Origin of the sequence: Kitasatospora sp. NPDC094028 (genome assembly GCF_049543595.1) — a bacterium.
In the GTDB taxonomy this organism is placed as follows: domain Bacteria; phylum Actinomycetota; class Actinomycetes; order Streptomycetales; family Streptomycetaceae; genus Kitasatospora.
This window is the reverse complement of sequence record NZ_JBMVFA010000007.1, coordinates 24,355-46,794: the sequence shown is the minus strand read 5'-3', so window position 1 is coordinate 46,794 and position 22,440 is coordinate 24,355. Positions and strand designations below refer to the sequence as shown.

General features: G+C 71.5%; 17 protein-coding genes and 1 riboswitch. Of the genes, 9 read left to right on the top strand and 8 right to left on the bottom strand.

Features of this window, described 5'->3' with window-relative positions; all coding sequences use genetic code 11:
* Positions 1–6 precede the first annotated feature (6 nt).
* Both ACPC54_RS13605 and ACPC54_RS13600 read right to left on the bottom strand, forming a co-directional pair.
* On the bottom strand, positions 7–1,023 hold the full coding sequence (locus tag ACPC54_RS13605) for a ribonucleotide-diphosphate reductase subunit beta (RefSeq protein ID WP_498964538.1): 1,017 nt from the start codon (positions 1,021–1,023) through the stop codon (positions 7–9).
* Complete coding sequence (locus ACPC54_RS13600) at positions 1,023–3,422, bottom strand: ribonucleoside-diphosphate reductase subunit alpha (protein WP_498964929.1); 2,400 nt, start codon at positions 3,420–3,422, stop codon at positions 1,023–1,025. Before ACPC54_RS13600 ends, ACPC54_RS13605 begins: the two co-directional genes overlap by 1 nt.
* 191 nt (positions 3,423–3,613) lie before the next feature.
* A riboswitch (cobalamin riboswitch) is annotated at positions 3,614–3,745 on the bottom strand.
* A 265-nt stretch (positions 3,746–4,010) separates the two neighbouring features.
* On the opposite strand from ACPC54_RS13600, the gene ACPC54_RS13595 reads away from it, so the two are divergent.
* The 5 genes from ACPC54_RS13595 to ACPC54_RS13575 all read left to right on the top strand — a co-directional run bounded on the left by ACPC54_RS13595 (position 4,011) and on the right by ACPC54_RS13575 (position 10,644).
* Entirely contained in the window at positions 4,011–5,237 is a 1,227-nt protein-coding gene (locus ACPC54_RS13595; protein ID WP_498964536.1) for a flagellar basal body-associated FliL family protein, read from the top strand.
* Between the two features lie 180 nt (positions 5,238–5,417).
* The gene (locus tag ACPC54_RS13590; protein WP_498964534.1) at positions 5,418–6,884 is read left to right on the top strand and encodes a glycoside hydrolase family 26 protein; all 1,467 of its coding nucleotides are present in this window, start codon (positions 5,418–5,420) and stop codon (positions 6,882–6,884) included.
* 133 nt (positions 6,885–7,017) lie between these two features.
* Entirely contained in the window at positions 7,018–7,872 is an 855-nt protein-coding gene (locus ACPC54_RS13585; protein ID WP_498964532.1) for a hypothetical protein, read from the top strand.
* A gap of 110 nt (positions 7,873–7,982) precedes the next feature.
* On the top strand, positions 7,983–9,434 hold the full coding sequence (locus tag ACPC54_RS13580) for a glycosyltransferase family 2 protein (RefSeq protein WP_498964530.1): 1,452 nt from the start codon (positions 7,983–7,985) through the stop codon (positions 9,432–9,434).
* Positions 9,435–9,450: 16 nt separating this feature from the next.
* Positions 9,451–10,644, top strand: a complete 1,194-nt coding sequence (locus tag ACPC54_RS13575) for a glycoside hydrolase family 113 (protein WP_498964528.1) — start codon at positions 9,451–9,453, stop codon at positions 10,642–10,644.
* 27 nt (positions 10,645–10,671) lie between these two features.
* On the opposite strand, the gene ACPC54_RS13570 is transcribed toward ACPC54_RS13575, so the two are convergent.
* Positions 10,672–12,885, bottom strand: a complete 2,214-nt coding sequence (locus ACPC54_RS13570) for an SGNH/GDSL hydrolase family protein (protein ID WP_498964526.1) — start codon at positions 12,883–12,885, stop codon at positions 10,672–10,674.
* Positions 12,886–13,014: 129 nt separating this feature from the next.
* Positions 13,015–13,506, bottom strand: a complete 492-nt coding sequence (locus tag ACPC54_RS13565) for a GNAT family N-acetyltransferase (protein ID WP_498964524.1) — start codon at positions 13,504–13,506, stop codon at positions 13,015–13,017.
* A 398-nt stretch (positions 13,507–13,904) separates the two neighbouring features.
* On the opposite strand from ACPC54_RS13565, the gene ACPC54_RS13560 reads away from it, so the two are divergent.
* Positions 13,905–14,858: a helix-turn-helix domain-containing protein gene (locus tag ACPC54_RS13560; protein WP_498964927.1), complete on the top strand. Its 954-nt coding sequence runs from the start codon at positions 13,905–13,907 to the stop codon at positions 14,856–14,858.
* A gap of 59 nt (positions 14,859–14,917) precedes the next feature.
* Here the strand turns inward: ACPC54_RS13560 and ACPC54_RS13555 are convergent, their stop codons facing one another.
* From ACPC54_RS13555 to ACPC54_RS13540, 4 genes are all read right to left on the bottom strand, one after another.
* Positions 14,918–15,760 (bottom strand): histidine phosphatase family protein, encoded by an 843-nt coding sequence (locus tag ACPC54_RS13555; protein WP_498964522.1) that lies wholly within the window; start codon positions 15,758–15,760, stop codon positions 14,918–14,920.
* Positions 15,761–15,917: 157 nt separating this feature from the next.
* On the bottom strand, positions 15,918–17,525 hold the full coding sequence (gene mctP, locus ACPC54_RS13550; RefSeq protein ID WP_498964520.1) for a monocarboxylate uptake permease MctP: 1,608 nt from the start codon (positions 17,523–17,525) through the stop codon (positions 15,918–15,920).
* Complete coding sequence (locus tag ACPC54_RS13545; RefSeq protein ID WP_498964519.1) at positions 17,522–17,815, bottom strand: DUF3311 domain-containing protein; 294 nt, start codon at positions 17,813–17,815, stop codon at positions 17,522–17,524. Before ACPC54_RS13545 ends, mctP begins: the two co-directional genes overlap by 4 nt.
* Positions 17,816–18,090: 275 nt before the next feature.
* Positions 18,091–18,882 (bottom strand): GntR family transcriptional regulator, encoded by a 792-nt coding sequence (locus tag ACPC54_RS13540; protein WP_498964518.1) that lies wholly within the window; start codon positions 18,880–18,882, stop codon positions 18,091–18,093.
* Between the two features lie 338 nt (positions 18,883–19,220).
* Here ACPC54_RS13540 and ACPC54_RS13535 point away from each other — a divergent pair, with 338 nt between their 5' ends.
* The 3 genes from ACPC54_RS13535 (at position 19,221) to ACPC54_RS13525 (ending at position 22,439) form a co-directional block, all read left to right on the top strand.
* Positions 19,221–20,501, top strand: coding sequence for an extracellular solute-binding protein (locus ACPC54_RS13535; RefSeq protein WP_498964516.1), 1,281 nt, complete (start codon positions 19,221–19,223; stop codon positions 20,499–20,501).
* Between the two features lie 91 nt (positions 20,502–20,592).
* Positions 20,593–21,612 (top strand): carbohydrate ABC transporter permease, encoded by a 1,020-nt coding sequence (locus ACPC54_RS13530; protein WP_498964514.1) that lies wholly within the window; start codon positions 20,593–20,595, stop codon positions 21,610–21,612.
* Positions 21,609–22,439, top strand: coding sequence for a carbohydrate ABC transporter permease (locus ACPC54_RS13525; protein ID WP_498964512.1), 831 nt, complete (start codon positions 21,609–21,611; stop codon positions 22,437–22,439). The genes ACPC54_RS13530 and ACPC54_RS13525 overlap by 4 nt, the downstream gene beginning before the upstream one ends.
* Position 22,440 lies beyond the last annotated feature (1 nt).

Genomic DNA, 22,440 nt, shown 5'->3' with positions numbered 1-22,440 from the left:
TCTTCTTTAGAAGTCGTCGTCGAAGGAGACGGAGCCCTCGACCGCGACCTGGTAGGCCGACACGCGGCGCTCGAAGAAGTTGGTCAGCTCCTGGACGTTCTGGAGCTCCATGAAGCCGAACGGGTTCGTCGAGCCGTAGCGGATCGGCATCCCCAGCCGGGCCAGGCGCTGGTCGGCCACGGCCTCCAGGTACTGGCGCATGGACTCGGTGTTCATGCCGGTGAGGCCGTCACCGCACAGGTCCTGGGCGAACTGGAGCTCGGCCGCGACGGCCTCCTCCAGCATCTCGGTGACCTGCTTGGCCATCTCGTCGTCGAAGAGGTCGGGCTCCTCCTCGCGGACGGTGTCGACCACCGAGAACGCGAAGTCCATGTGCATGGACTCGTCGCGGAACACCCAGTTCGTCCCCGTCGCCAGGCCGTGCAGCAGGCCACGGCTGCGGAACCAGTACACGTACGCGAACGCGCCGTAGAAGAACAGGCCCTCGACACACGCCGCGAAGCAGATCAGGTTGAGCAGGAACGCCCTCCTGTCCTCCTTCGTCTGCAGCGAGTCGATGTGGTCGACCGCGTTCATGTACTTGAAGCAGAACTGGGCCTTCTGGTGGATGGAGGGGATGTTCTCCACCGCGGCGAAGGCCGCGTTGCGGTCCTCCGGGTCCGGAAGGTACGTGTCCAGCAGCGTCAGGTAGAACTGCACATGGACGGCCTCTTCGAACAACTGCCGCGAGAGGTACAGCCGCGCCTCGGGCGAGTTGATGTGCTTGTAGAGGCTCAGCACCACGTTGTTCGCGACGATCGAGTCACCGGTCGCGAAGAACGCGACCAGCCGCCCGATGAGGTGGCGCTCGCCCTCGCTGAGCTTCGCCAGGTCGGCGACGTCGGAGTGCAGGTCCACCTCCTCCACGGTCCAGGTGTTCTTGATCGCGTCCCGGTACCGGTCGTAGAACGACGGGTAGCGCATCGGGCGCAGCGTCAGCTCGAAGCCGGGGTCGAGCAGCATCTTGCGGTCGTCGGCAGTCATTACTGGCAGGCCTCGCAGGACTCGGGGTTCTCCAGGGAGCAGGCGATGGCGTCCTGCTCGGCCTGGGTCATGGTGGGGGTCGGCAGCGGCGCGGCGGTGCGGGCGGCACCGGAGGCGGCCTGGGCGATGCGGGTGGCCGGGCGCGAGCGCAGGTAGTAGGTGGTCTTGAGACCGACCTTCCACGCGTAGGCGTACATCGAGCTGAGCTTGCCGATGGTGGGCGCCGCCATGAACAGGTTCAGCGACTGGCTCTGGTCGAGGTACGGCATGCGGGCCGCGGCCAGGTCGATGAGCGCGCGCTGCGGCAGCTCCCACGCGGTGCGGTACAGCGAACGGACCTCGTCCGGCAGCCAGTTGAAGTCCTGGACGGAGCCGTTGGCGTCGCGCAGCGCGTCGCGGGTCTGCTGGTCCCAGACGCCGAGCTCCTTGAGCTCGCGCACCAGGTACGGGTTGACCTGCAGGAACTCGCCGCTCAGCGTCTCGCGCTTGAACAGGTTGGACACCTGCGGCTCGATGCACTCGTACACGCCGGCGATCGAGGCGATGGTCGCGGTCGGCGCGATGGCGAGCAGCAGCGAGTTGCGCAGCCCGGTCTCGGCGATTCGCGCCCGCAGCGCGTCCCAGCGCGGGGCCCACTGCGGGGCGGCGCTCGGGAAGTGGTCGATGTGCAGCTCGCCACGCGCGGCGCGGGTCTCGCCGTACGCCTCGTGGCGGCCCAGCTGCTCGGCCAGGTCGGCGGAGCGCTCGTACGCGGTGAGCATGATGCGCTCGGCGATGAGCGTGGACAGCTGCTTGGCCTCGGCGGAGTCGAAGTCGAGGCGCAGCTTGAAGAAGACGTCCTGCAGGCCCATCACGCCGAGGCCGACCGGCCGCCAGCGGGAGTTCGACGTGCCCGCCTCGGTCGTCGGGTAGAAGTTGATGTCCACCACGCGGTCGAGGAAGGTCACGGCGGTGCGCACGGTGGCGTCCAGCCGCTCCCAGTCCATGGCGCCGAGCAGGTCGTCGGCGGAGGCGCCGACCGCCACGTGCGCACCGAGGTTGACCGACCCCAGGTTGCAGACGGCGGTCTCGGAGTCGTCCGTGACCTCCAGGATCTCGGTGCACAGGTTGGACGAGTGCACCGTGCGGCCCGGCAGCGCGGTCTGGTTGGCGGCGCGGTTGGAGGCGTCCTTGAAGGTCATCCAGCCGTTGCCGGTCTGGGCCAGGGTGCGCATCATGCGGGCGTACAGGGTCTGCGCCGGGATGGTGCGGACGGCCTTGCCGGCCAGCTCGGCCTTGAGGTAGGCCTGGTCGAACTCCTCGCCCCACAGGTCGACCAGCTCGGGGACGTCGGCCGGGGAGAACAGCGACCAGTCCGCGTTGGCGTTCACGCGGCGCATGAACTCGTCCGGGATCCAGTGCGCCAGGTTGAGGTTGTGGGTGCGGCGGGCTTCCTCGCCGGTGTTGTCGCGGAGCTCCAGGAACTCCTCGATGTCGGCGTGCCAGGTCTCCAGGTAGACGCACGCGGCGCCCTTGCGCCGGCCGCCCTGGTTGACGGCGGCGACGGAGGAGTCGAGGGTGCGCAGGAACGGCACGATGCCGTTGGACTTGCCGTTGGTGCCGCGGATCAGGCTGCCGCGCGAGCGGATGCGCGAGTAGGACAGGCCGATGCCGCCGGCGTGCTTGGACAGGCGGGCGATCTGCGCGTAGCGGTTGTAGATCGAGTCCAGGTTGTCCAGCGGGGAGTCGAGCAGGTAGCAGCTGCTCATCTGCGGGTGCCGGGTGCCGGAGTTGAAGAGCGTCGGCGAGGAGGTCAGGTACTCCAGGCGGCTCATCAGGCCGTACAGCTCGGCGACCTCGCGCACGGACTGCTCGGTGTCGCCGACCGCCAGGCCGCAGGCGACGCGGAGCAGGAAGTGCTGCGGGGTCTCGATGACCTTGCGGGTGATCGGGTGGCGCAGCAGGTAGCGGGACTGGACGGTGCGCAGGCCGAAGTACTCGAAGCGGTCGTCGCCGTGGGCGTCGATCAGGGCGTCGAGGGCGGCGGCGTGCTTGGCGACGAAGTCGGCGGTGGTGTCGCCGATCAGGCCTTCGGCGTGGCCGACCGCGATGGAGGCGGAGAAGGACACCGAGCCCTGGCTGTTGGCCTCGTCGACGATCTCCAGGGCGAGCAGGCGGGCGGCCAGCTTCGAGTACTGGGGGTCCTCGGCGATCATCGACGCGGCGGCGTCGACGGCCAGCCCGCGCAGCTCGGCGAAGTCGGAGCCGGCGTGGCGCCCGCGCAGCGCGGCGGCGGCGACGTGGCCGGGGTCGACCTCGGTGAGGTCGGCGCTGCGGTCGGTGAGCAGCCGAAGGAGCGCCCCACCGGGGTCGGTGACCGTCTGGTCGGTGAAGGCGGTACCGGTTCCCTGGGCGGGCAGGGTGGCTGAGGCAGCGGTGGTCAAGGCGCTCTCTCCTGGCGGCGATCGGCGGCGTGATCGGGTGGCGCCGGGCCGTTCGGGGCAGGGAAGCACGGCGCGAACGCGGACGGCGTCGCGCGACGGTGTCTCCCCGGCCCGCCCGCGAGGCCCGGAAAGGTGGTGCTGGTGCTCGCGCGGCCCCTGCGGGAGGGCCGTGGCGCACGCCGCCGGCAGGTACTCGGACTTGCGGGCCCGGCTCGTGTGAGCGCCCGCACACCGCTGCGGGGCAGTCCCGGAATCTCACCGGCTTCCCCTGCGTCGACAGCAGGAGTGAGCATACATGTTGTGGTGTCTCACTGATGTGGCCCCACATGTAGTGCGGCGCCGTGTGTCGGGCCGATGACCGGCGGTGTCCGGCGCGGCCGCCCCAAGGGGCCCTCGGGCGCGCCCGGCGCGTCCTGGTTTCGATACGGAACGGTCACCGGGAGGCCGGTCCGTCGGGGAGATGCCCTACGATCTGGGCGACATGTGAGCGAGCGCAGCGGGCGGGTCCGCGACACGAGGGGTGCGCGTCTCGCGGAGCGATCGACGAGGCAGCGAGGGGGCCGCATGAGCGACGGATTCGGCGCACCTGGGCAGGGGCCGCAGGGGACGCCCCCGGCCGGGGCGGGGAGCGCGCAGAACCAGCCGGGGCCGGTGCCGCCGCCGAGCGGGGGCTTCGGGCCGCCGCCGGCGTCGTACGGGCCGGTCCTGCCGCCCGCGCAGCCGGTGGCGCAGCCCGTCCCGCCGGTGCCCCAGCCGGGGCCGGTGCCGCCGCAGCCCGCGCCCCAGCCGGTCCAGCAGCCCCCGGCCCCGCAGCCCGTCCAGCAGCCTCCGGCCCCGCAGCCCGCGGCCCCGCAGCCGGTGCAACAGCCCCCGGCCCAGCCCGCGCCGCAGTGGCAGCCGCAGGCCCAGCCGACGCTGCCCGCCCAGCAGTTCCAGCCCCAGCCGCCGCAGGCCCAGCCGGTCCAGCAGCCGCGGCCCCCGCGCGCCGAGCCCGACTGGGAGGCGCTGGCCGACCGCAACGAGGCGGACGGCAAGCGCAAGCGCCGCACCAAGGTGATCGGCATCGCGGCTGCCGTGGTCCTGGTGGGCGGCCTGGCCGCGGGCGGCGTGGTGCTGATGAACGGCAAGCACGACGACCCCAAGAAGCCGGTCACCGCCCCGACCGCGCCCGTCAGCACGCCCCCGTCGCCGGCTCCGGCGACCACCCAGGGCGGGGCCGGCGACGACCCGTCCAAGCCGATCTGGGACGTCAGCACCGACCCGGCGCCGCAGGACGCGAACGCGCTGTTCTCGGCGGCCCAGGTGAACATCAACGGCGCGACCTGGAACCGCACCACCGTCTCGCTCGACCAGCCCTGCTGGGACGGCAACTCGACGACCGGCGGCCTCGGCAAGATCCTCGGCGACCAGGGCTGCCAGAAGGTGCTGCGGGCGACGTACGTCTCCGGCGACAGCGCGGTGACGGTCGGCGTCGCGGTCTTCGACCACAAGATCCAGGCCGAGACCGCGACGAAGAACTACGCCGGCCAGCTCAAGGGCCTCTCCGCCCCCGGCGCGCCGGCCTACTGCGCGAACCCGGGCTGCGCCAACACGCACAACGTCATCGGCCGGTACGCCTACTTCACGGTCGAGGGCTCGGTGAAGGGCGGCAACACGGCGGACGCCACCGCGACCGCGGCGGCGGGCGGCTTCGCGGAGCACGTGAAGGGCCAGCTGCTGCAGCGCGCCAAGGCCGCGGGCAACGCGGCGCCCGGCGCCCCGGCGGCCCCGGCCGCCACGCCGACCGGCTGACGGCCCGACCGGCTGACGGCCGGCCGACGCCCGGTCGGCGCCGACGACCTCCCCCCACCCCCGGCGGGTTCGTTCGCCGGGGCCGGGGGAGTGTGGCAGGCTCTCGCCGTAGTCAGTCGTACGCGTGTTCCGGTTGCGTCCGTGGGGGTCGGCGCCGGCGAGCAACCGGAGGAGTGGTCCGTGGCCCTGCCCAGAGCCCTGCGCGGAAAGCCCGCCGTGCTCGCGGCGGCCGGGGCGGTCGTGCTCGCCGCGGGCGCCTTCGTGGTCCTGGACCGCGACGGCGGACGGCCGGACGACGAGCAGCCGCAGCCGCCGCGGGTGGAGGTGTCGGTCGGCGCCCCCGGGCGGACCCTGCCGCCGGACGTCGGCAAGGAACTGGTCGCCCGGGATCCGCTGGCCTCGCCGAACGCCCGCGCCGTCCAGCAGTTCCTCGACGACCTGGAGCGGCAGGCCCGCACCGGCAAGAGCGGCGGGACGGTCATCGGCCAGCACGTCGAGGCGCACAACGAGCGCAACAACCCCGAGTACGGCGACTACCGGGGCACCAAGCAGGTCGGCTACTACTACAAGAAGGCCGCCGACATCACCGGCAAGCTGCCCGGCTTCGTCGAGACCGACCTCGGCCCCGGCTACGGCCAGAACACCTGGGGCGTCGGCAACCCGCGGTCCTACTCGGCCGGCCGCTGGCCCACCTGCCGGGCCGGCTGGCAGTACACCGACGACGCCGTCGACCTGATGGCGGCCGTCTGGTCCGGCCACCCGCGCGCCGACGACGGCACGTACGACTTCGCCGGCGCCCAGCACAACTGCGACGGCAGCATGACCGAACTGCCCGACAACGGCGGCGCGCCCGCCGGGATCGTCGGCATGAGCTTCCACCAGCCGTACCCCGGATCCGACGTCAAGTCCTTCGACCGGGTGCTCTGCTCCAACTCCCCGGCCGCCAAGGACCCGGCCTGGTTCGGCCGGGTCGTCGACGCCGCGCACGACACCCCCGAGTACCGGTCGCTGATCACCGACCTCTCCTACCTGGCCGACCACCTGGACTACCTGGCCGCCCACGACGTGCCGGTGCTGCTGCGCCCGTACCACGAGATGAACGTGCTGGACTGCTCGCGCCGCTTCTGGTGGGCCGGGCAGAAGCCGGCCGACTACCAGGCGCTGTGGAAGATCACCTACAAGTACCTGGTGGAGACCCGGGGCCTGCACAACCTGCTGTTCGTCTGGACGCCGGTCTCCTGGGACGGCGCCCCCGGCGTCGACCCGTGGGACTACTACCCGGGGGCGCAGTTCGTCGACGTCGTCGGGGTGGACGACTACAGCGGCAGCCCCGCGCACCCGATCGGCACCGGCGAGACCTGGACCAGGCGGTACTACGACGGGCTGGCCGCGTACGAGAAGCCGCGCATCCTCGCCGAGTCCTTCGCCGTCCCGGTCAACTCCCGTCAGCCGGACACGCTCCGGCTCACGCCCTGGACGATCTGGACGGTCTGGGGGCAGTCGCTCACCGCCGACAACCTGACCCCCGATCAGCCGCGCAACTCCGCCGCCGACGTCAACGCCACCTACCGCAGCCCGCTCGCCATCACCGGCGGCGCCGGTCCGTTCGGGCCGACCGTCGACTGGGGCGGGCTGCACGTGCGCTGACCGATCGGACGGCCCGGAGATCGTCCGAACCCGGGGAATTCCGGGTCCGTTGCGGGGTGTGGCATCCTGTGGCGGCGAAAGCCGAGGGTCGGCGAGCGGCCGTGGGGCGGAACGGGCGAGGCGGGGGAACGGGATGACACAGACGCGTCCGATGCGCGTGGCCGGCGGCCTCGCCGTCGGCTGGGGTGCGGTGCTGCTCTGCTGGGCGGCGTACAACTGCTTCGGCCAGGTCGGCCTCGGCACGTACGTCGAGGGGATCTTCTACTACGGCGGCTCCTCCGTGGACGCCGAGACCGGCAGCCTCAACTACGGCCTGCTGTACCTGATCGCGGGCCTCCTGCTGCTGCGCGGGCGTGGCTGGGCACTCGCCGTGGCGGCCGGTGTCGCCGGCGTCGAGGGCTACAACCGGGTGCGCAGCCTGACCGGCGCGCTGCTCGACAAGCCGCAGCGCGAGTGGTTCACCCACACCACCGAGGGCCAGCTCAAGATCGCGACCTTCGCGCTCGGCGTGGTCGTCAGCGCGACGCTGATCCTGCTGCTCGCCAAGTCGAAGTGGGGGGAGCAGCCGGAGGGGGCGGCGGCCGCGGAGCCGCACTGGTCGATCCTGCAGACCGTCCCGGCGACCCACTTCCCCGCCCAGCAGCCGCAGCCGCCGGTCCAGCAGCAGGCCGCCTGGCCGCAGCAGCCGCCGGCCCAGCCCGCGTGGCAGCAGCAGCCCCAGCCGCAGCCGTACCAGCCCCAGCCGCCGCAGCCGTACCAGCAGCAGCCGGTGCAGCAGCCCCCCGCCGCCTGGCCGCCGCAGCCGCCCGCGCCGCAGCCGCCCGCGCAGCCGCAGCCCGCGCCGTACGGCTACCCGCAGACCCTGCCCCAGCAGCAGTGGCCCGCCGCCCCGCCCGCCGGGCAGCCCGCCCCCGGGCCGGCCGCCCCGGGCCCGGTCGTGCCGCCGCCCGCCGACCGCCCGCCCACCGACCGCCCGCCGCAGGGCTGAGCCCGGCGGCGCCCGCCCGACGCGGGCCCGCACAGCCGTAGGCCGCCCACGAACGACCCCTGACCCGCCCGGGGACAGGGCCCGAGACCAGACGAGGAACGACTTCCGCCATGTCAACGACAGCCCCGGAGCGGACGGTGCTCACCACGTCCCGCGAGGCCGCCCGGCTCGCCGAGCGACAGATGTCGTGGAAGCCGAGAGTGGCGCCGTTCTACATATCGTTCGCCGTCATCTTCGCCTTCTCCGTCTGGGCGTACGTGCCCAACCCGACCCCGCTCGGCTGGGCGATCACCATCCTGTGGGGCATGCCGGTGTTCGGCGTGCTGATCGGCTTCCAGGGCGTGCTGATGGTCCGCCGCCGGCTGCGCAAGGTCAGCCGGATGACGCCGGCCGCGCCGGTCGAGGACGACTTCCTGATCGTGCTGGTGCCGACCATCGGCCGCCACGACACCTACCCGGCGCTGGAGCGCTCGGTGCTCTCGTACGTCGAGCACCTGCCGCCCTACTTCCCGTGGATGCGCGTCGACATCCTCACCGAGGAGGGCTGCGCCGCCGCCGAGAAGATCGACGAGCTGGCCGAACGCCACCCGCTGATCCGGGTGGTGACCGTCCCGAAGGCGTACCAGACGCCCAACGGCACCAAGTTCAAGGCCCGCGCCAACCACTACTCGCACGAGCTGCGGATCGAGGAGGGCGAGGCCGAGGACGACGTCTGGGTGCTGCACATGGACGACGACACCGGCGTCGGCCCGGACACCGCCGCCGCCGTGGCCCAGTTCGTCAACCGGCAGCGCCGGGCCGGGGACGACGCCAAGCACATGGCGCAGGGCATCCTCACGTACCCGCGCGAGAACGCCGTCTCCACCTTCACCTGGCTCGCCGACGCGATCCGCCCCGCCGACGACATCGCCCGCTTCCGCGCGATGACCGGCACCGGCACCCCGATCGCCGGCGTGCACGGCGAGCTGCTGATCGTGCGCTCCTCGGTGGAGGCCACCATCGGCTGGGACTTCGGCCCGAAGACCATCGTCGAGGACGCCCAGATGGCGCTGAACTTCTGCCAGCGCTATCCGGGCCGCAGCGACTGGTTCAACGGGCGCTGCTACGGCGCCTCGCCGGCGGGGGTCAAGGACTTCCTCAAGCAGCGCGAGCGCTGGGCCTGGGGCCTGGTCGCGCTCTGCTTCAACAAGACCATCCCGCTGCGGTACCGGCTGTTCATCGGGATGGGCATGGTCAGCTGGGTGCTCGGCCCGCTGCAGCACGTCGGCCTGGTGCTGCTGGTGGCCTGGTTCACCGGCACCTGGAACACCTCGCCGGTCACCCAGTCCGTGGTGCTGGTCTGGTCGATCAACTTCGCCTACGTGATCTGGACGTACTGGGAGGGGCTGCGGCTGAACGTCGTCGCCTCCGCCAACCACCGGCGCAAGTGGTGGGAGCCGATGGTCGTGGTCGCCTGCATCCCGCTGTTCTCCTTCCTGGAGGGCTGGGGCGGCCTTCGGGGGCTGATCAAGTTCCTGAAGCGCGAGGAGAACAAGTTCGTCGTCATCGCCAAGCCGGCCTGATCGGAAGTCGCGACCGTTGAAGCGCCCCCTCATCTTCGTCCTGCCGACCGCCGTGGTCGCCGTCACCATCGCCGTGCCCGTGCTGTGGGGCGACCACCCGATCCGGTTCGACCACCAGCGCCCCACCACCGTCCACTTCGCCGCCCCCACCGAGCAGGGCCGGGTCTGGGGCTTCGGCAAGGACGCCCCGGTGGTCGAGGACACCGGCCCCAAGGTCGCGAGGCCGTGGACCAAGGGCAGCCCCGAGTGGGGCGTCCAGGTGTACTGGCTCGACGATCCGGCCGACCCGGACACCTTCGTCCAGGGCAAGGCCGACCGCATCGTCAAGTACGTCGTCGGGCTGAACGCCAACTCCCTGTCGGTGACGTTCCCGTACTACACCACCGGCGCCAGGTCGAACGCCGTAGCCGCCCGGCCCACCAGCCCCAGCCCGGAACGCCTCGCCCTGCTCCTCGACGCCGCCCACCGGGCCGGCCTGCGCACCACCGTGCGGCCGATCATGGACGAGGAGGTGTTCGACTACGCCGCCACCCAGGGCTGGCGCGGCAACATCGCGCCCACCGACAAGGACGCCTGGTTCGCCAGCTACCTGGCCTTCCTCACCCCGTACCTGAAGACCGCGCAGGAGCACGCGGCCACCGAGTTCACCATCGGCACCGAGTTCAACTCGCTGGAGAACGACCCGCACTGGCCCGGCCTCATCGACCAGGCCCGCAAGACCTTCCACGGCCAGCTCGTCTACGACGCCAACTGGGACAACTGGTCCAAGGGCCCGCTGCCCGTCCAGGCGGACGGGACGGGCGTCGACGCCTACTTCCCGGCCAAGTCCGCCGGCGACGACGCCTCGATCGAGGACCTCGCGGCCAGCTGGCAGAGCTGGCTCGACAAGCGCGGCAAGGGGCCGCAGCCGACCACCAAGCTCACCGAGGTCGGCATCCCGGCCCAGAAGGGCGCGTACAAGACGCCCGGCGACTTCTACACCAGGCGCGAGCTCAACGAGGGCGTGCAGGCGGCCTGGTTCAGCGCCGTCTGCCAGGTCGCGCAGGACCGCAAGCTGGGCGGGGTGTACTTCTGGTCGCTGTACTTCGGCATCGACCCGACCCTGCCGACCAACCCGGACACCCCGCGGATGGACTTCGCCGGCCGCCACGCCTCCGAGCAGGCGATCCGCACCTGCTTCGCGCAGACCTACCAACTGCCGCCCGGGTAGCGGCGGTCGGCCTCGGCGGACCGCCCGCTACGGCTGGGCGTCGGCGGGGGGCTCGGTGGCCGGGGCGGTCGGCTTGGCCGCCCGGGTGGGCTTCGTGGTCGGCTTGACCGGCGGCCTGGTGGTCGCGGTCGGCGTCGGGGTGGGCGTCGGGGTCGGCGTGGGCGTGGTCGCGGGCGCCGCGGTCGGCGTCGGCGTGGCCGTCGCGGTGGGTGCCGGCGCCGGCGGTGCCTTCGGCGGCACGCCGGCCAGGGCGTCCGCGATCTGCTGCTCCAGCCACGGCGTCACGAACCGCATGCCGGCCGGGGTGAGGTGCACCCCGTCGTTCGCGGGGGTGACCCAGTGGCCGTCCTTGTCCTTCCACACGCAGGTGTCCCACGGGCAGTAGAAGGTGTTGAAGTCGATCAGCCGGACGCCGCCGCCCGTGGACTTCGCGAAGTCCGCGACCTGCCGGTTGTAGCAGGTGCCCCAGGTCTTGTTGATGGCGCCGTTCTCGACCCGCTCGTTCATCAGCAGCACCTGGGCGCCGTGCGCGTGCCGCCGGATCTGGTCCACGGCCTGGGTGAGCCGGGCGGTGTAGCGGGTGCGGTAGTCCTCGTCGCAGGGGTTGAGCCAGCTGCCGTCGAGGTACTGCTCGGCGGCGTCCCAGCCGAGGTGGACGACGACGGCCCGGGGCTCGGCGGAGTCGAGGGAGCGGTCCCAGGCGGCGGCCCGGTCCCGGCAGTCCGCCTCGGTCTCGAACTCCGTCCCGGAGACGGTGCGGACCTTCTGCGGGTCGAAGACGCCGCAGCCGCTGATGCCGCCGTCGACGACCCGGTAGCGGTCGCCGGCGCGGTACAGGCCGGTGGCGAGGTCCTGGGCGAAGGAGTCGCCGAGCACGAGGACGGCGGGCTTGCCGCTCGGCCCGGACTTCATGTCGTGGGCGACCCAGGCGGGCAGGTACCAGGCGCCCGCGGTGGCCACCGCGGTCGTCACGGCGAGGATCGGGACGGCCGTGACGGCCCGCCAGCGCAGCACCCGGAGCTTCTCGGTGCCGGTGTGCAGCAGCCAGGCGAGCACCCAGGAGACGGGCGCGCCGATGAGCAGCAGCCGCTGCGGCGAGATGTCGTCGACGTAGTGCTGGAGCAGCCAGTACACCGGCAGGTGCAGCAGGTAGAGGCTGTAGGAGATGATGCCGGTGAGCCGCAGCGGGGGCAGCGAGAGCAGCCACACGAGGGGGCCGCGGTCGTAGCAGAGCGAGGCGGTGAGGACGGCGGCGAGCGCCGCGACCACGGCCAGTCCGCCCCGGTACAGCAGTGGCTCGTGGTAGCTGCCGACCTTCAGGCTGGCCAGCACCAGGCCGCCGAGCGCGGCGGTGCCGACGAGGGTGGGCAGGACGGGCCCGCCGGGCGGGCGCAGTCCGGCGCGGGTGCCGGTGCCCTCGGCGGCGGCGGTGCGGACGCGGTGGCGCAGCCACAGGTAGACGGCGAAGGCGGCGGTGGCGCCGGCGGCGAAGCCGACCGCGCGGGTCTCGGTGCCGAGGTAGAGGCGGTCGCTGTTGTCGCCGTTCCACATCAGCGGGGCGACCAGCGCGGCGACGGCGAACAGGACGGCGGTGGCGATCCCGGCGGCGCGCAGGGAACGGCGGCAGAGGCCGAACACGGCGAGCAGCAGCAGCGGCCAGACGGCGTAGAACTGCTCGGTGATGCTGAGCGACCACATCGCGGCGAGCGGGTCGATCTGGGCGAAGTGCTGCCAGTAGGCGTCGCCGCGGGAGAGCTGGGCCCAGTTGGCGACCTGGGCGAGGGCGGCGAGGGCCTGCGGGCGCAGGTCGCGGACGTCCCGCAGCGGGCTGACCAGGGCGGACAGTCCGACGACGAGGATGACGGTGGCGAGCAGGCCGGGCAGCAGGCGCTTGGCGCGGCGGCGGTAGAAGACGCCGAGCCGGATGCCGTCGGTGCGGTCGAGTTCGCGGACCAGGACGAGGGTGACGAGGAATCCGGAGAGGACGAAGAAGACGTCGACGCCGAACAGCCCGTTCTGGAACCAGTCGGTGTGGTACAGCAGGACGGAGGCGATGGCGAGGCCGCGCAGCCCGTCGACCGCCCGGAAGCGGATCGACGGCGGCAGCGGTCCGCGCGGCCGCGGTTCGGGCGCGGGGACCGCGTAGCGGCTGACCGCGGGGGGTTCGATGCCCCGGGCCCGTCGCATGTCCTGCAGGGTGGGGCCGCCGGCGGGCGCGCCGAGGCCGGGCCCGTTGTCCATCTGGTGCGTTCCCCCGCGTCGATCGCGCTGTCGTGTCTGCTTCACGCGACAGCTCTTGATCTGTGGTTTATATCAAAAGCCGCCTGTTGATCGTCCGCCGGTCACCCGGGAGCGGGCGGCCCCGGGCGTTCAGAACGCCATGGTGTAGACCATCAGGTCCATGCCCGGGTACGGCGCCCAGTCCCGCTCGGGGGTGCGGCGGAAGCCGACGCGCTCGTAGATGCGGTGGGCGGTGGTCATCTCCGGGCGGGTGGAGAACGCCATGCCGGCCAGGCCGAGTTCGCGGCTGCGGGCGATGGAGGCCCGGACCAGGGCCTCGCCGACGCCGCGACCGCGGGCGGCGGGTGCGGTGGCGAGCATCCGGATCTCGCCCTCGTGCGGGTCGGCGATGTCGGCCCACTCGGTGCCGCCGACCGCGAAGGTCACGCAGCCGAGGACCTGTCCGTCGGCGTCGACGGCGACCAGCAGGTCGGCCTCGCGGGCCCGGCGCTCGGCGTCGCGCAGGTGCTCGACGTACTGGCTCGTGGGCGAGGTGAAGCCGTCGCCGACGAAGACGTCGACGGTGAGGCGGCCGGCTGCGTCGAGGTCCTGCGGGAGGGCCCGGCGGATGAGGTAGTCCATCGGGACAGTGTGCCGGAGCCGTGTCCGGTGGTGATGTACGGGGTCGAACGGACCGGGAGGGTGGCCGGGTCGGCGGAGGGGCGCAGGGAGGCGGCGGGCATGGTGCCGTACAGCCGGTCGGGCAGGCCCGGGTCGGTGGGGTAGCCGCCGGAGCGGTGGTGGTTGTCGCGGCCGGCGGCGGGGCCGCGGGAGAGTTCCCGGCCGATCAGGGCGCCGAGCAGGCCGAAGCCGCCGACCGCTCCGGCCAGGGCGAGCGCGCCGGCGAGGGTGTCGCTGTCCATGGCTCCACTCTGGCCGGGAGCGGGGGCGCCCACGAGTGGCAGGAACGACCTTCCACCGCGAAATCCTGCCACCCGGAGGGTTCCGCCGGGCGGCCCGGCCGGGGCATCCTGGTCGGCATGCTGGAGAACGTGGTCGCGGTGGTGCTGGAGGACGTCCACCCCTTCGAACTGGGGGTGGCCTGCGAGGTGTTCGGCCTGGACCGGACCGCGGACGGCCTGCCGGGCTACGCCTTCGCGATCGCCGGTGCGCACCCCGGACCGCACGCCACCCACGCCGGGTTCACCGTGGACGTCCCGTACGGGCCGGAGCGGCTCGCCGAGGCGGACCTCGCCGTCGTCACCGCTTCCCGGCTGCGTGAGCACTACCCCGAGCCGCTGCTGGCGGCACTGCGCGGGGTGGTCGAACGCGGCGGCCGGGTGCTGTCCATCTGCAGCGGTGCCTTCGTGCTGGGCGCCGCCGGACTGCTGGACGGCCGCCGCGCCACCACCCACTGGCGGCACAACGAGGAACTGGCGCGGCGCTTCCCGACCACCACCGTCGAGCCGGACGTGCTGTACGTGGACGACGACCCGGTGATCACCTCGGCCGGGACGGCGGCCGGCATCGACGCCTGCCTGCACCTGGTGCGCAAGCTGCAGGGTGCCGAGGTGGCCCGGGGGATCGCCCGCCGGATGGTGGTGGCGCCGCACCGCGAGGGCGGGCAGGCGCAGTTCGTGAACCGGCCGCTGCCCGAGCCGGACGGCGCCTCGCTGGCGCCGCTGCTCGACTGGATGCGCCACCACCTGGCCGAGGACGCGACCGTCGAGCAGCTGGCCGCCCGGGCGCTGATGTCGCCGCGCACCTTCGCCCGGCGCTTCCAGCAGGAGACCGGCACCACCCCGCACCGCTGGCTGGTCGGGCAGCGGGTGCTGCTGGCGCAGCGGCTGCTGGAGTCGACCACCGAGTCGGTGGACGCGATCGCCGCGCGCTGCGGCTTCGGCAACGCGGCCGCGCTGCGGCACCATTTCGGGCGCCGGCTGGGCACCACGCCGCTGGCGTACCGGCGCTGCTTCGCCGATCCGGCGGCCTGAGCGGCCCTGAGTGACCTGAGTGACCTGAGCGGCCCTCAGCGGCCCGAACGGCCCGACCGCTACCCGGCGTCCTCGCCGGTCAGGTGTTCGACGCTGTTCCAGCGCTCCGGCCGCAGCCGCCCGTCCTGGCTCCGCCACAGGCTCGCCGAGCAGTTGTGCACCGGCCCGAGCTCGGTGAGCTGCTGCTCGCTCAGCCGGTCCAGCGCGTACCGCAGCATCAGCACCGTGCAGTCGTGGGCGACCAGCAGGACGGGCCGGCCGGCCTCCTCCTCGCCGAGGTCGCGCAGCAGGCTGCGCACCCGCAGCGCGACGTCGGCCCAGGACTCGCCGCCGGGCGGCCGGTAGTACAGCTCGCCCATCTTGCGCCGGCGGGCGGCCTCCTCGGGGTGCTTGGCCTCGATGGCGGCCTTGGGCAGCATCTCCAGGACGCCGAGTTCGCGGTCGCGCAGCCGCTCGTCGTAGCGCACCGCCAGCGAGACCGGGACGGCGCCGAGCCCGGCGGCCTGGGCGAGCGCGATCCGGGCGGTCTCGGCGGTGCGCTCGTACGGCGAGCACCAGACGCTGCGCGGGCGGTCGGCGGCGGGCAGGCCGGCCCACCAGTGGCCGAGTGCCTGGGCCTGCTGCCGGCCGCGCAGCGACAGCGGGATGTCGGCGTCGCGGCAGCTGATCGGGACGCTGAGCGCGCCGGAGGCCTCGGCGAGCTGGAACTCGACGTTGGCGGTGGACTCGCCGTGCCGGGTGGCGATCAGCACGGACGGCAGCCGGCCGGCGGCCGTCCGGTGGGGGGCGAGGAGGTGGTGCTGGCCCTGCGTGCCCTGGTGCTGGGCGGCCTGGTGCTGCGCGCTCGGGTGCTGCTGGGTGGATTGGTGCTGGCCGTTGAGGGTGGTGCCGAGTTCTGCCATGGCCGCGAGCTCCCCGTGGGTCGATCAGGTCCCGGCCGGATGCCGGTCCGGACTTGGGTGGTGCCCGGCGTGCACGTCTTTTCATCCTCGTGATCGCGCCGCCTCCTCCAGTGTTGACGGAGAAGGCGGCGCGATCACAGGGCGCGCGCGGCGCGAATCAGTGCGCCGCTACGGGCTCCGGCGCGTTCTTCGGCTCGTCGTCGCCGGCTTCGGCGCTGTAGTCGGCGGGCCTGGTCTCGTCCGGGCCGACCGGTGCCTTGACCGCCCGCAGCACCAGGGTGGCCGCCACCGCGACGACCAGGTTGAGCACGAAGGCGGTGAGGCCGATGTAGCCGAGCTCGCCGATGCCGGGGATCTCGGCCGCGTTGCCGCCGAAGTGCCTGACCTTCGGGGTGTGCTGCTCGTACGCCTGCCAGGTGCCGTACGCCATGCCGGCGGCCCAGCCGGCGAACAGCGCCCAGTGGTGGAACCAGCGGGTGAACAGGCCGGCGACGATCGCCACGAAGGTCTGCAGGATCCACAGGCCGCCGAGCAGCTGCAGGTTGATCGCGGACTGCCGGTCCATGCCGAGCACGAAGGCCAGCGCGCCGACCTTCACCAGCAGCGAGACCAGCTTGGCGACGCGGGTCTCGTCGGCGGAGGTCGCGGCGGGCTTCAGCCACTCCTTGTAGATGTTGCGGGTGAACAGGTTGGCCGCCGCGATGGACATGATGGCGGCCGGCACCAGGGCACCGATGCCGATCGCGGCGAAGGCCACCCCGGTGAACCAGTCCGGGAACATGTTCGCGAACAGCTGCGGCACCGACAGCTGGGGGTTGTAGTCCTTGCCGCCGACGCCGGCCGCGAGCGCCATGAAGCCGAGCAGCGCCAGCAGGCCGAGCATCAGCGAGTACGCGGGCATGATCGCCATGTTGCGGCGCACGGTGTTGCGGGACTTGGAGGCCAGCACGCCGGTCACCGAGTGCGGGTACATGAACAGCGCCATCGCCGAGCCGAGGCCGAGCGTCGCGTACGACCAGGTCTTGTCGTCGGTGAGGGTCATCGCGCCGGTCTTGGGGGCCTGCTTGAAGTGCTCCGCGACCGTGTCGAAGATGTGCCCGTAGCCGCCGAGGCGGATCGGGATGTAGATCACCGCGACGATGATCACGATGTAGACCAGCGCGTCCTTGACGAAGGCGATCAGCGCCGGGGCGCGCAGGCCGGAGGAGTAGGTGTAGGCCGCGAGCACGCCGAAGGCGATGAACAGCGGCAGGTCCTTGACGAACCAGTTGGCGTCCGCCCCGCCGCCGACCCCGAGCACGTCCAGCACCGCCTGGATGCCGACCAGCTGCAGGGCGATGTACGGCATGGTGGCGAGGATGCCGGTCAGCGCGATCACCAGGGACAGCGGCCGGGAGCCGTACCGGCCGCGGACGAAGTCGGCCGGGGTGACGTAGCCGTGCACCCGGGAGACCGACCAGAGCCGGGGCAGGAAGAGGAACACCAGCGGGTAGGCGATGATCGTGTAGGGGACGGCGAAGAAGCCGCCGGCGCCGGAGGCGTAGACCGCCGCCGGGACGGCGATGAAGGTGTACGCGGTGTAGAGGTCGCCGCCGAGCAGGAACCAGGTCACCCAGGTCCCGAAGCTGCGGCCGCCCAGGCCCCACTCGTCCAGGTGCGCCGCGTCGCCCGCACGGCGCCAGCGCGAGGCGAGGAAGCCCATCACGGTGACCAGGAGGAAGAACAGCACGAAGACCACGAGGGCCGGCACGTTGACGTCCTTCATCGCGCACCGCCGTTCCGGGCCGCCTTGCGGGCCTTCTCGTCCCGGTTGATCAGGAGGTAGGCGGCGACGGTGAAGACCGCCGAGGCCGGCACCCAGAGCAGCTGGTACCAGTAGAAGAAGGGGACGCCGGCCAGCGCCGGGTCGTTCTTGTTGTACGAGGGCACCCAGAGCATCGCGACGATCGGCACGAGCAGGGCGAGGGCGGCCAGCACCCGCTCGGGGGTCACGGCCGGGACGGCCGCCCCGGAACCGGGTGCGACGGTGTCGTTGGGATCGGGATCAGAGGGCATCTTCGGCTCCGCTCCGGAGGGTTCTCCCCGTCGGCGCCGCAGCCCGGAGGACGTCCTGCGCCCCCGCGAGTCCGCCGAGCAGCACCATCGGTGATCGACAGTCAGTACGGCTGCGCAATTTAGAGCATGACGTGACCCATGTCACCGGAATTGACGGAACTTCTCACATCGCGAGCGGGCGCGTCCGGAGCACGCGCCCGCGCACGGACGCGAACGGGCACCGGTGCGCGGGTCGCGCGCGCCGGTGCCCGTCCAGCAGGAGGGGAGCCGTGGGCCTACTCGGGCCGCTTCAGGCGGGTGATGAACTTGTAGCGGTCCCCGCGGTAGATCGAGCGCACCCACTCGACCGGGTCGCCCTCGGCGTCGAACGAGTGCCGGGAGAGCTGCAGCATCGGCAGCCCGAGGTCGGAGCCGAGCAGGCCCGCCTCGCGCGGGTTGGCCAGGGTGGTCTCGATGGTCTCCTCGGCCTCGGCCACGGTGACCCCGTAGACCTCGCGCAGCGCCGCGTACAGCGAGTTGTGCTTGGCGAGGTTCTTGCGCAGCGCCGGGAAGCGCTTGGCGGACAGGTGGGCCACCTCGATGGCCATCGGGTCGCCGTTGGCCAGCCGCAGCCGCTCGATCCGCAGCACCCGGCCGCCGGGCTTGATGTCGAGCAGCGGGGCGAGCCGGTCGTCGGCGGTGATGTAGCCGATCTCGATCAGCCGGGAGGTGGGCTCCAGGCCCTGGGCGCGCATGTCCTCGGTGTAGGAGGTGAGCTGCAGGGCCTGGGCGACCTTGGGCTTGGCGACGAAGGTGCCCTTGCCCTGGATGCGCTCCAGCCGGCCCTCGACCACCAGCTCCTGCAGGGCCTGGCGCACGGTGGTGCGGGAGGTGTCGAACTGCGCGGCGAGCGCCCGCTCGGGCGGGACGGGAGTGCCCGCGGGCTGGGTCTCGGTGAGCTGCAGCAGGTGGCGCTTGAGTCCGTAGTACTTGGGGACGCGCGCGGTCGGATCGGTGCCGGCCTGCGTCGGGAGGTTCTTCACCTCGGGGTCGTCTGCTTGGGCGGTGGTTCCCCCGTCGCTGCTCATCGGACCTGTTCTCCCGCTTCTCGCAAGGCCATTTCCGGCCCCGCCACATCGTTAACGGACCACATCGTTGCATGTATGGCTACGGAACGAATACCTCATCACGCGATGAACGATGTGCGGTGTCGGCTTGATAACGGGTGGTCGAGATCCGTCGAACTCCCGTTGACAGGCCCATTGGTCTAGGCCAAGCTCCAGGCATCTGGTCTACACCACTAGGCCGGTTCCGATGAATCCCCCCACCCGATCGAAGGGGTCCGCGGCACCATTCCTCCCGCTGTGCGCGGGTATGCCGCTACCGTCCGACGTGGGGTAACCCAGGCATCCCTCAGGAGGATGGCGTGAAGCGTCAGCTCATCGCGGCGGTCGGCGTCGCAGCAATGGTCGTCGGCGTGGCGGCTTGCGGTTCGGACGGCAAGAAGGACGACGCGAAGAGCGGTTCGTCCTCGGCGGCCAAGAGCTTCGACGGCAAGACCCTCACCGTGTGGCTGATGGACGGCTCCGCCCCCAAGGGCTGGGAGGACAGCGTCAAGGCCGACTTCACCGCGGCCTACCCGGGTGCCAAGCTCGACATCCAGACCCAGAAGTGGAACGGCATCGGCCAGAAGGTCACCGCCGCGCTCTCCGAGGGCTCGGTCGACGTCCTGGAGATCGGCAACACCCAGACCTCGGGCTACGCCGCCACCGGTGGCCTGCTCGACATCACCAAGGACAAGGCCGACCTGGGCGGCGCGGACTGGGCCGCCAACCTGAACGAGTCCTCGGTCATGGACGGCAAGCAGTACGCCGCCCCGTGGTACTTCACCAACCGCGTGGTGACCTACAACAAGGACCTCTGGACCAAGGCCGGCATCACCGCCCCGCCGAAGACCCTGGACGAGTTCTACACCGACCTGGACAAGGTCAAGGCCGTCCCCGGCGTCACCGACGCGCTCTACATGCCGGGCCAGGAGTGGTACGCCTACTTCGGCCTGTTGACCAGCGAGGGCGGCAAGCTCGCCAAGAAGGACGGCGACAAGTGGGTCGGCGGCCTCTCCTCGCCCGAGGCCCAGAAGGCCTTCGAGACCTTCAAGAAGCTGCAGAGCCACTCGGTCACCGCCCCCAAGGACAAGGACGAGGCCACCCCGCAGCAGAAGGACGTCTTCGCCAAGGGTGACATCGGCGCCATCATCGGCCTCGGCTGGGAGGTCCCGAAGCCCGAGGAGATGGCCGCCGACAAGATCGGCTACTTCCCGCTCCCCGGCGCCACCGCGGACAAGCCGTCCAGCGTCTTCCTCGGCGGCTCGAACCTGGCGATCGCCCAGCAGACCAAGAACCCCGAGCTCGCCAAGGGCTTCCTGAAGATCGCCCTCAGCGACAAGAACGAGGGCCTGTTCGCCGCGGCCGGCTCCATCCCGAACAAGACCTCGCTCAACAGCAAGGTCGCCGGCGAGTTCGCCAAGGCCGCCCTGCCGGCCTCCGCCAACGGCGCGGTCACCCCGAACGTCGCGACCTGGAGCAACGTCGAGAACGAGCCGAACCCGGTCAAGGAGTTCCTGACCGCGGCGCTGACCGGCGACTACGCCGCCGCGGCCAAGAAGGCCGACGACGAGATCGCGAAGCGACTCAACACCAAGCAGTAAGGCAGTCGAGCGGCGTCGCTCACCGGCCCCCGGCGGGGGGCCGGTGGGCGACGCCCGTCCGTCGTGGTCAGGTTGTGAGGAAGAGAGAACGATGGCGGTGCATTCGGACCCGGTGCGGACACAGTCCCCGGGCGCAAGGAAGCCGGCCGTGGCCACCACCGACGTGATCGGCGGCGTCGGCGGCACTCCGAGGAAGACCGGCAGAGCCACCGGCGAACCGGGCTTCCTCGCCCGCCTCGCGCCGTACCTGCTGCTGCTGCCGGCCACCGTGGCGACCATCGGCCTGCTGGGCTGGCCGCTGCTCAAGACGATCCTCCTGTCGTTCCAGAACCTCAACAAGCGGCAGTTCATCCAGCACCTGACCGAGTGGAACGGCTTCGACAACTACAAGGAGCAGCTGACCGATTCGGAGTTCTGGACGGTCACCGGGCGCACGATCGCCTTCACGGCCGTCAACGTGCTGCTGATCATGCTCGGCGGCACCCTGATCGGCCTGCTGCTCAACCGTCTCGGCAAGACGATGCGGCTGCTGCTGTCGGTGGGGCTGGTCCTCGCCTGGGCGATGCCGGTGGTCGCCGCGACCACCGTCTACACCTGGCTCTTCGACCAGAACTTCGGTGTCGTCAACTGGTTCCTGGACCAGCTGGGTTGGCACTCGATGGCGCACTTCAACTGGTACAGCGGCGAGTACTCGACCTTCTTCGTGATCGTGCTGCTGATCGTCTGGATGTCGATCCCGTTCGTGGCGATCAACATGTACGCCGCACTGACCACCATCCCCAAGGAGCTCTACGAGGCCGCCCGGATGGACGGCGCCGGCCCCGTCAAGACCTTCACCGCCGTGGTCTTCCCCAGCCTGAAGCCCTTCTTCCTGGCCACGACCTTCCTGGAGATCATCTGGGTCTTCAAGGCGTTCACCCAGGTCTACCTGATCAACCACGGCGGCCCGGACGGGCTCACCCGCACGCTGCCGGTGCACGCCTTCCTGGAAGGCATCGGCGCCCAGCGCTTCGGCGCGGGCTCCGCGATCGCGGTGCTCACCATCCTGATGCTGGCCGCGCTGATGTCGTACTACTTCCGCATCATCCTGAAGCAGGAGGACGAGCTGTGAGGCGCTCGCTCATCGGACGCACCTGGCCGAACGTGCTGGCGGTCGTCCTCTTCGTCTTCTTCGTCTTCCCGGTCTACTGGATGATCTCCACGTCCTTCAAGCAGGACAAGGACATCATCAGCCGGACCCCGGTCTTCCTCCCGCTGGACGCCACCTTCGACCACTTCGACAAGGCCGTCCACGCCGACAACTTCTGGACGTACGTCACCAACAGCCTCACGGTGACCGTCCTCGCGGTGGTCATCTCGCTGATCATCGCCACCCTGGCGTCCTTCGCCGTGGCCCGGATGAGGTTCCGCGGCCGCAAGGCGTTCGTGCTGGTCATCATGGTGGCCCAGATGGCGCCGTGGGAGGTCATGACCATCGGCGTCTACATGCTCTCGCGCGACAACGACCTGCTGAACAGCATCGTCCCGCTCACCGCCTTCTACATGATGATGGTGCTGCCCTTCACCATCTGGACGCTGCGCGGCTTCATCGCCGCGGTGCCGAAGGAGCTGGAGGAGTCGGCCATGGTGGACGGCTGCACCCGCACCCAGGCCTTCCTGAAGGTGATCTTCCCGCTGCTCGCCCCCGGCCTGATGTCGACCTCGCTGTTCGGCTTCGTCACCGCCTGGAACGAGTTCCCGCTCGTCCTGTGGCTGAACAAGAAGCCCGACACCCAGACCCTGCCGCTGTGGCTGTCGTCCTTCCAGACCAACTTCGGCACCGACTGGGGCGCGACCATGGCCGCCTCCACCCTCTTCGCGGTCCCGATCCTGATCCTGTTCATCTTCCTGCAGCGCAAGGCGGTCGGCGGTCTGACCGACGGCGCCGTGAAGGGCTGAG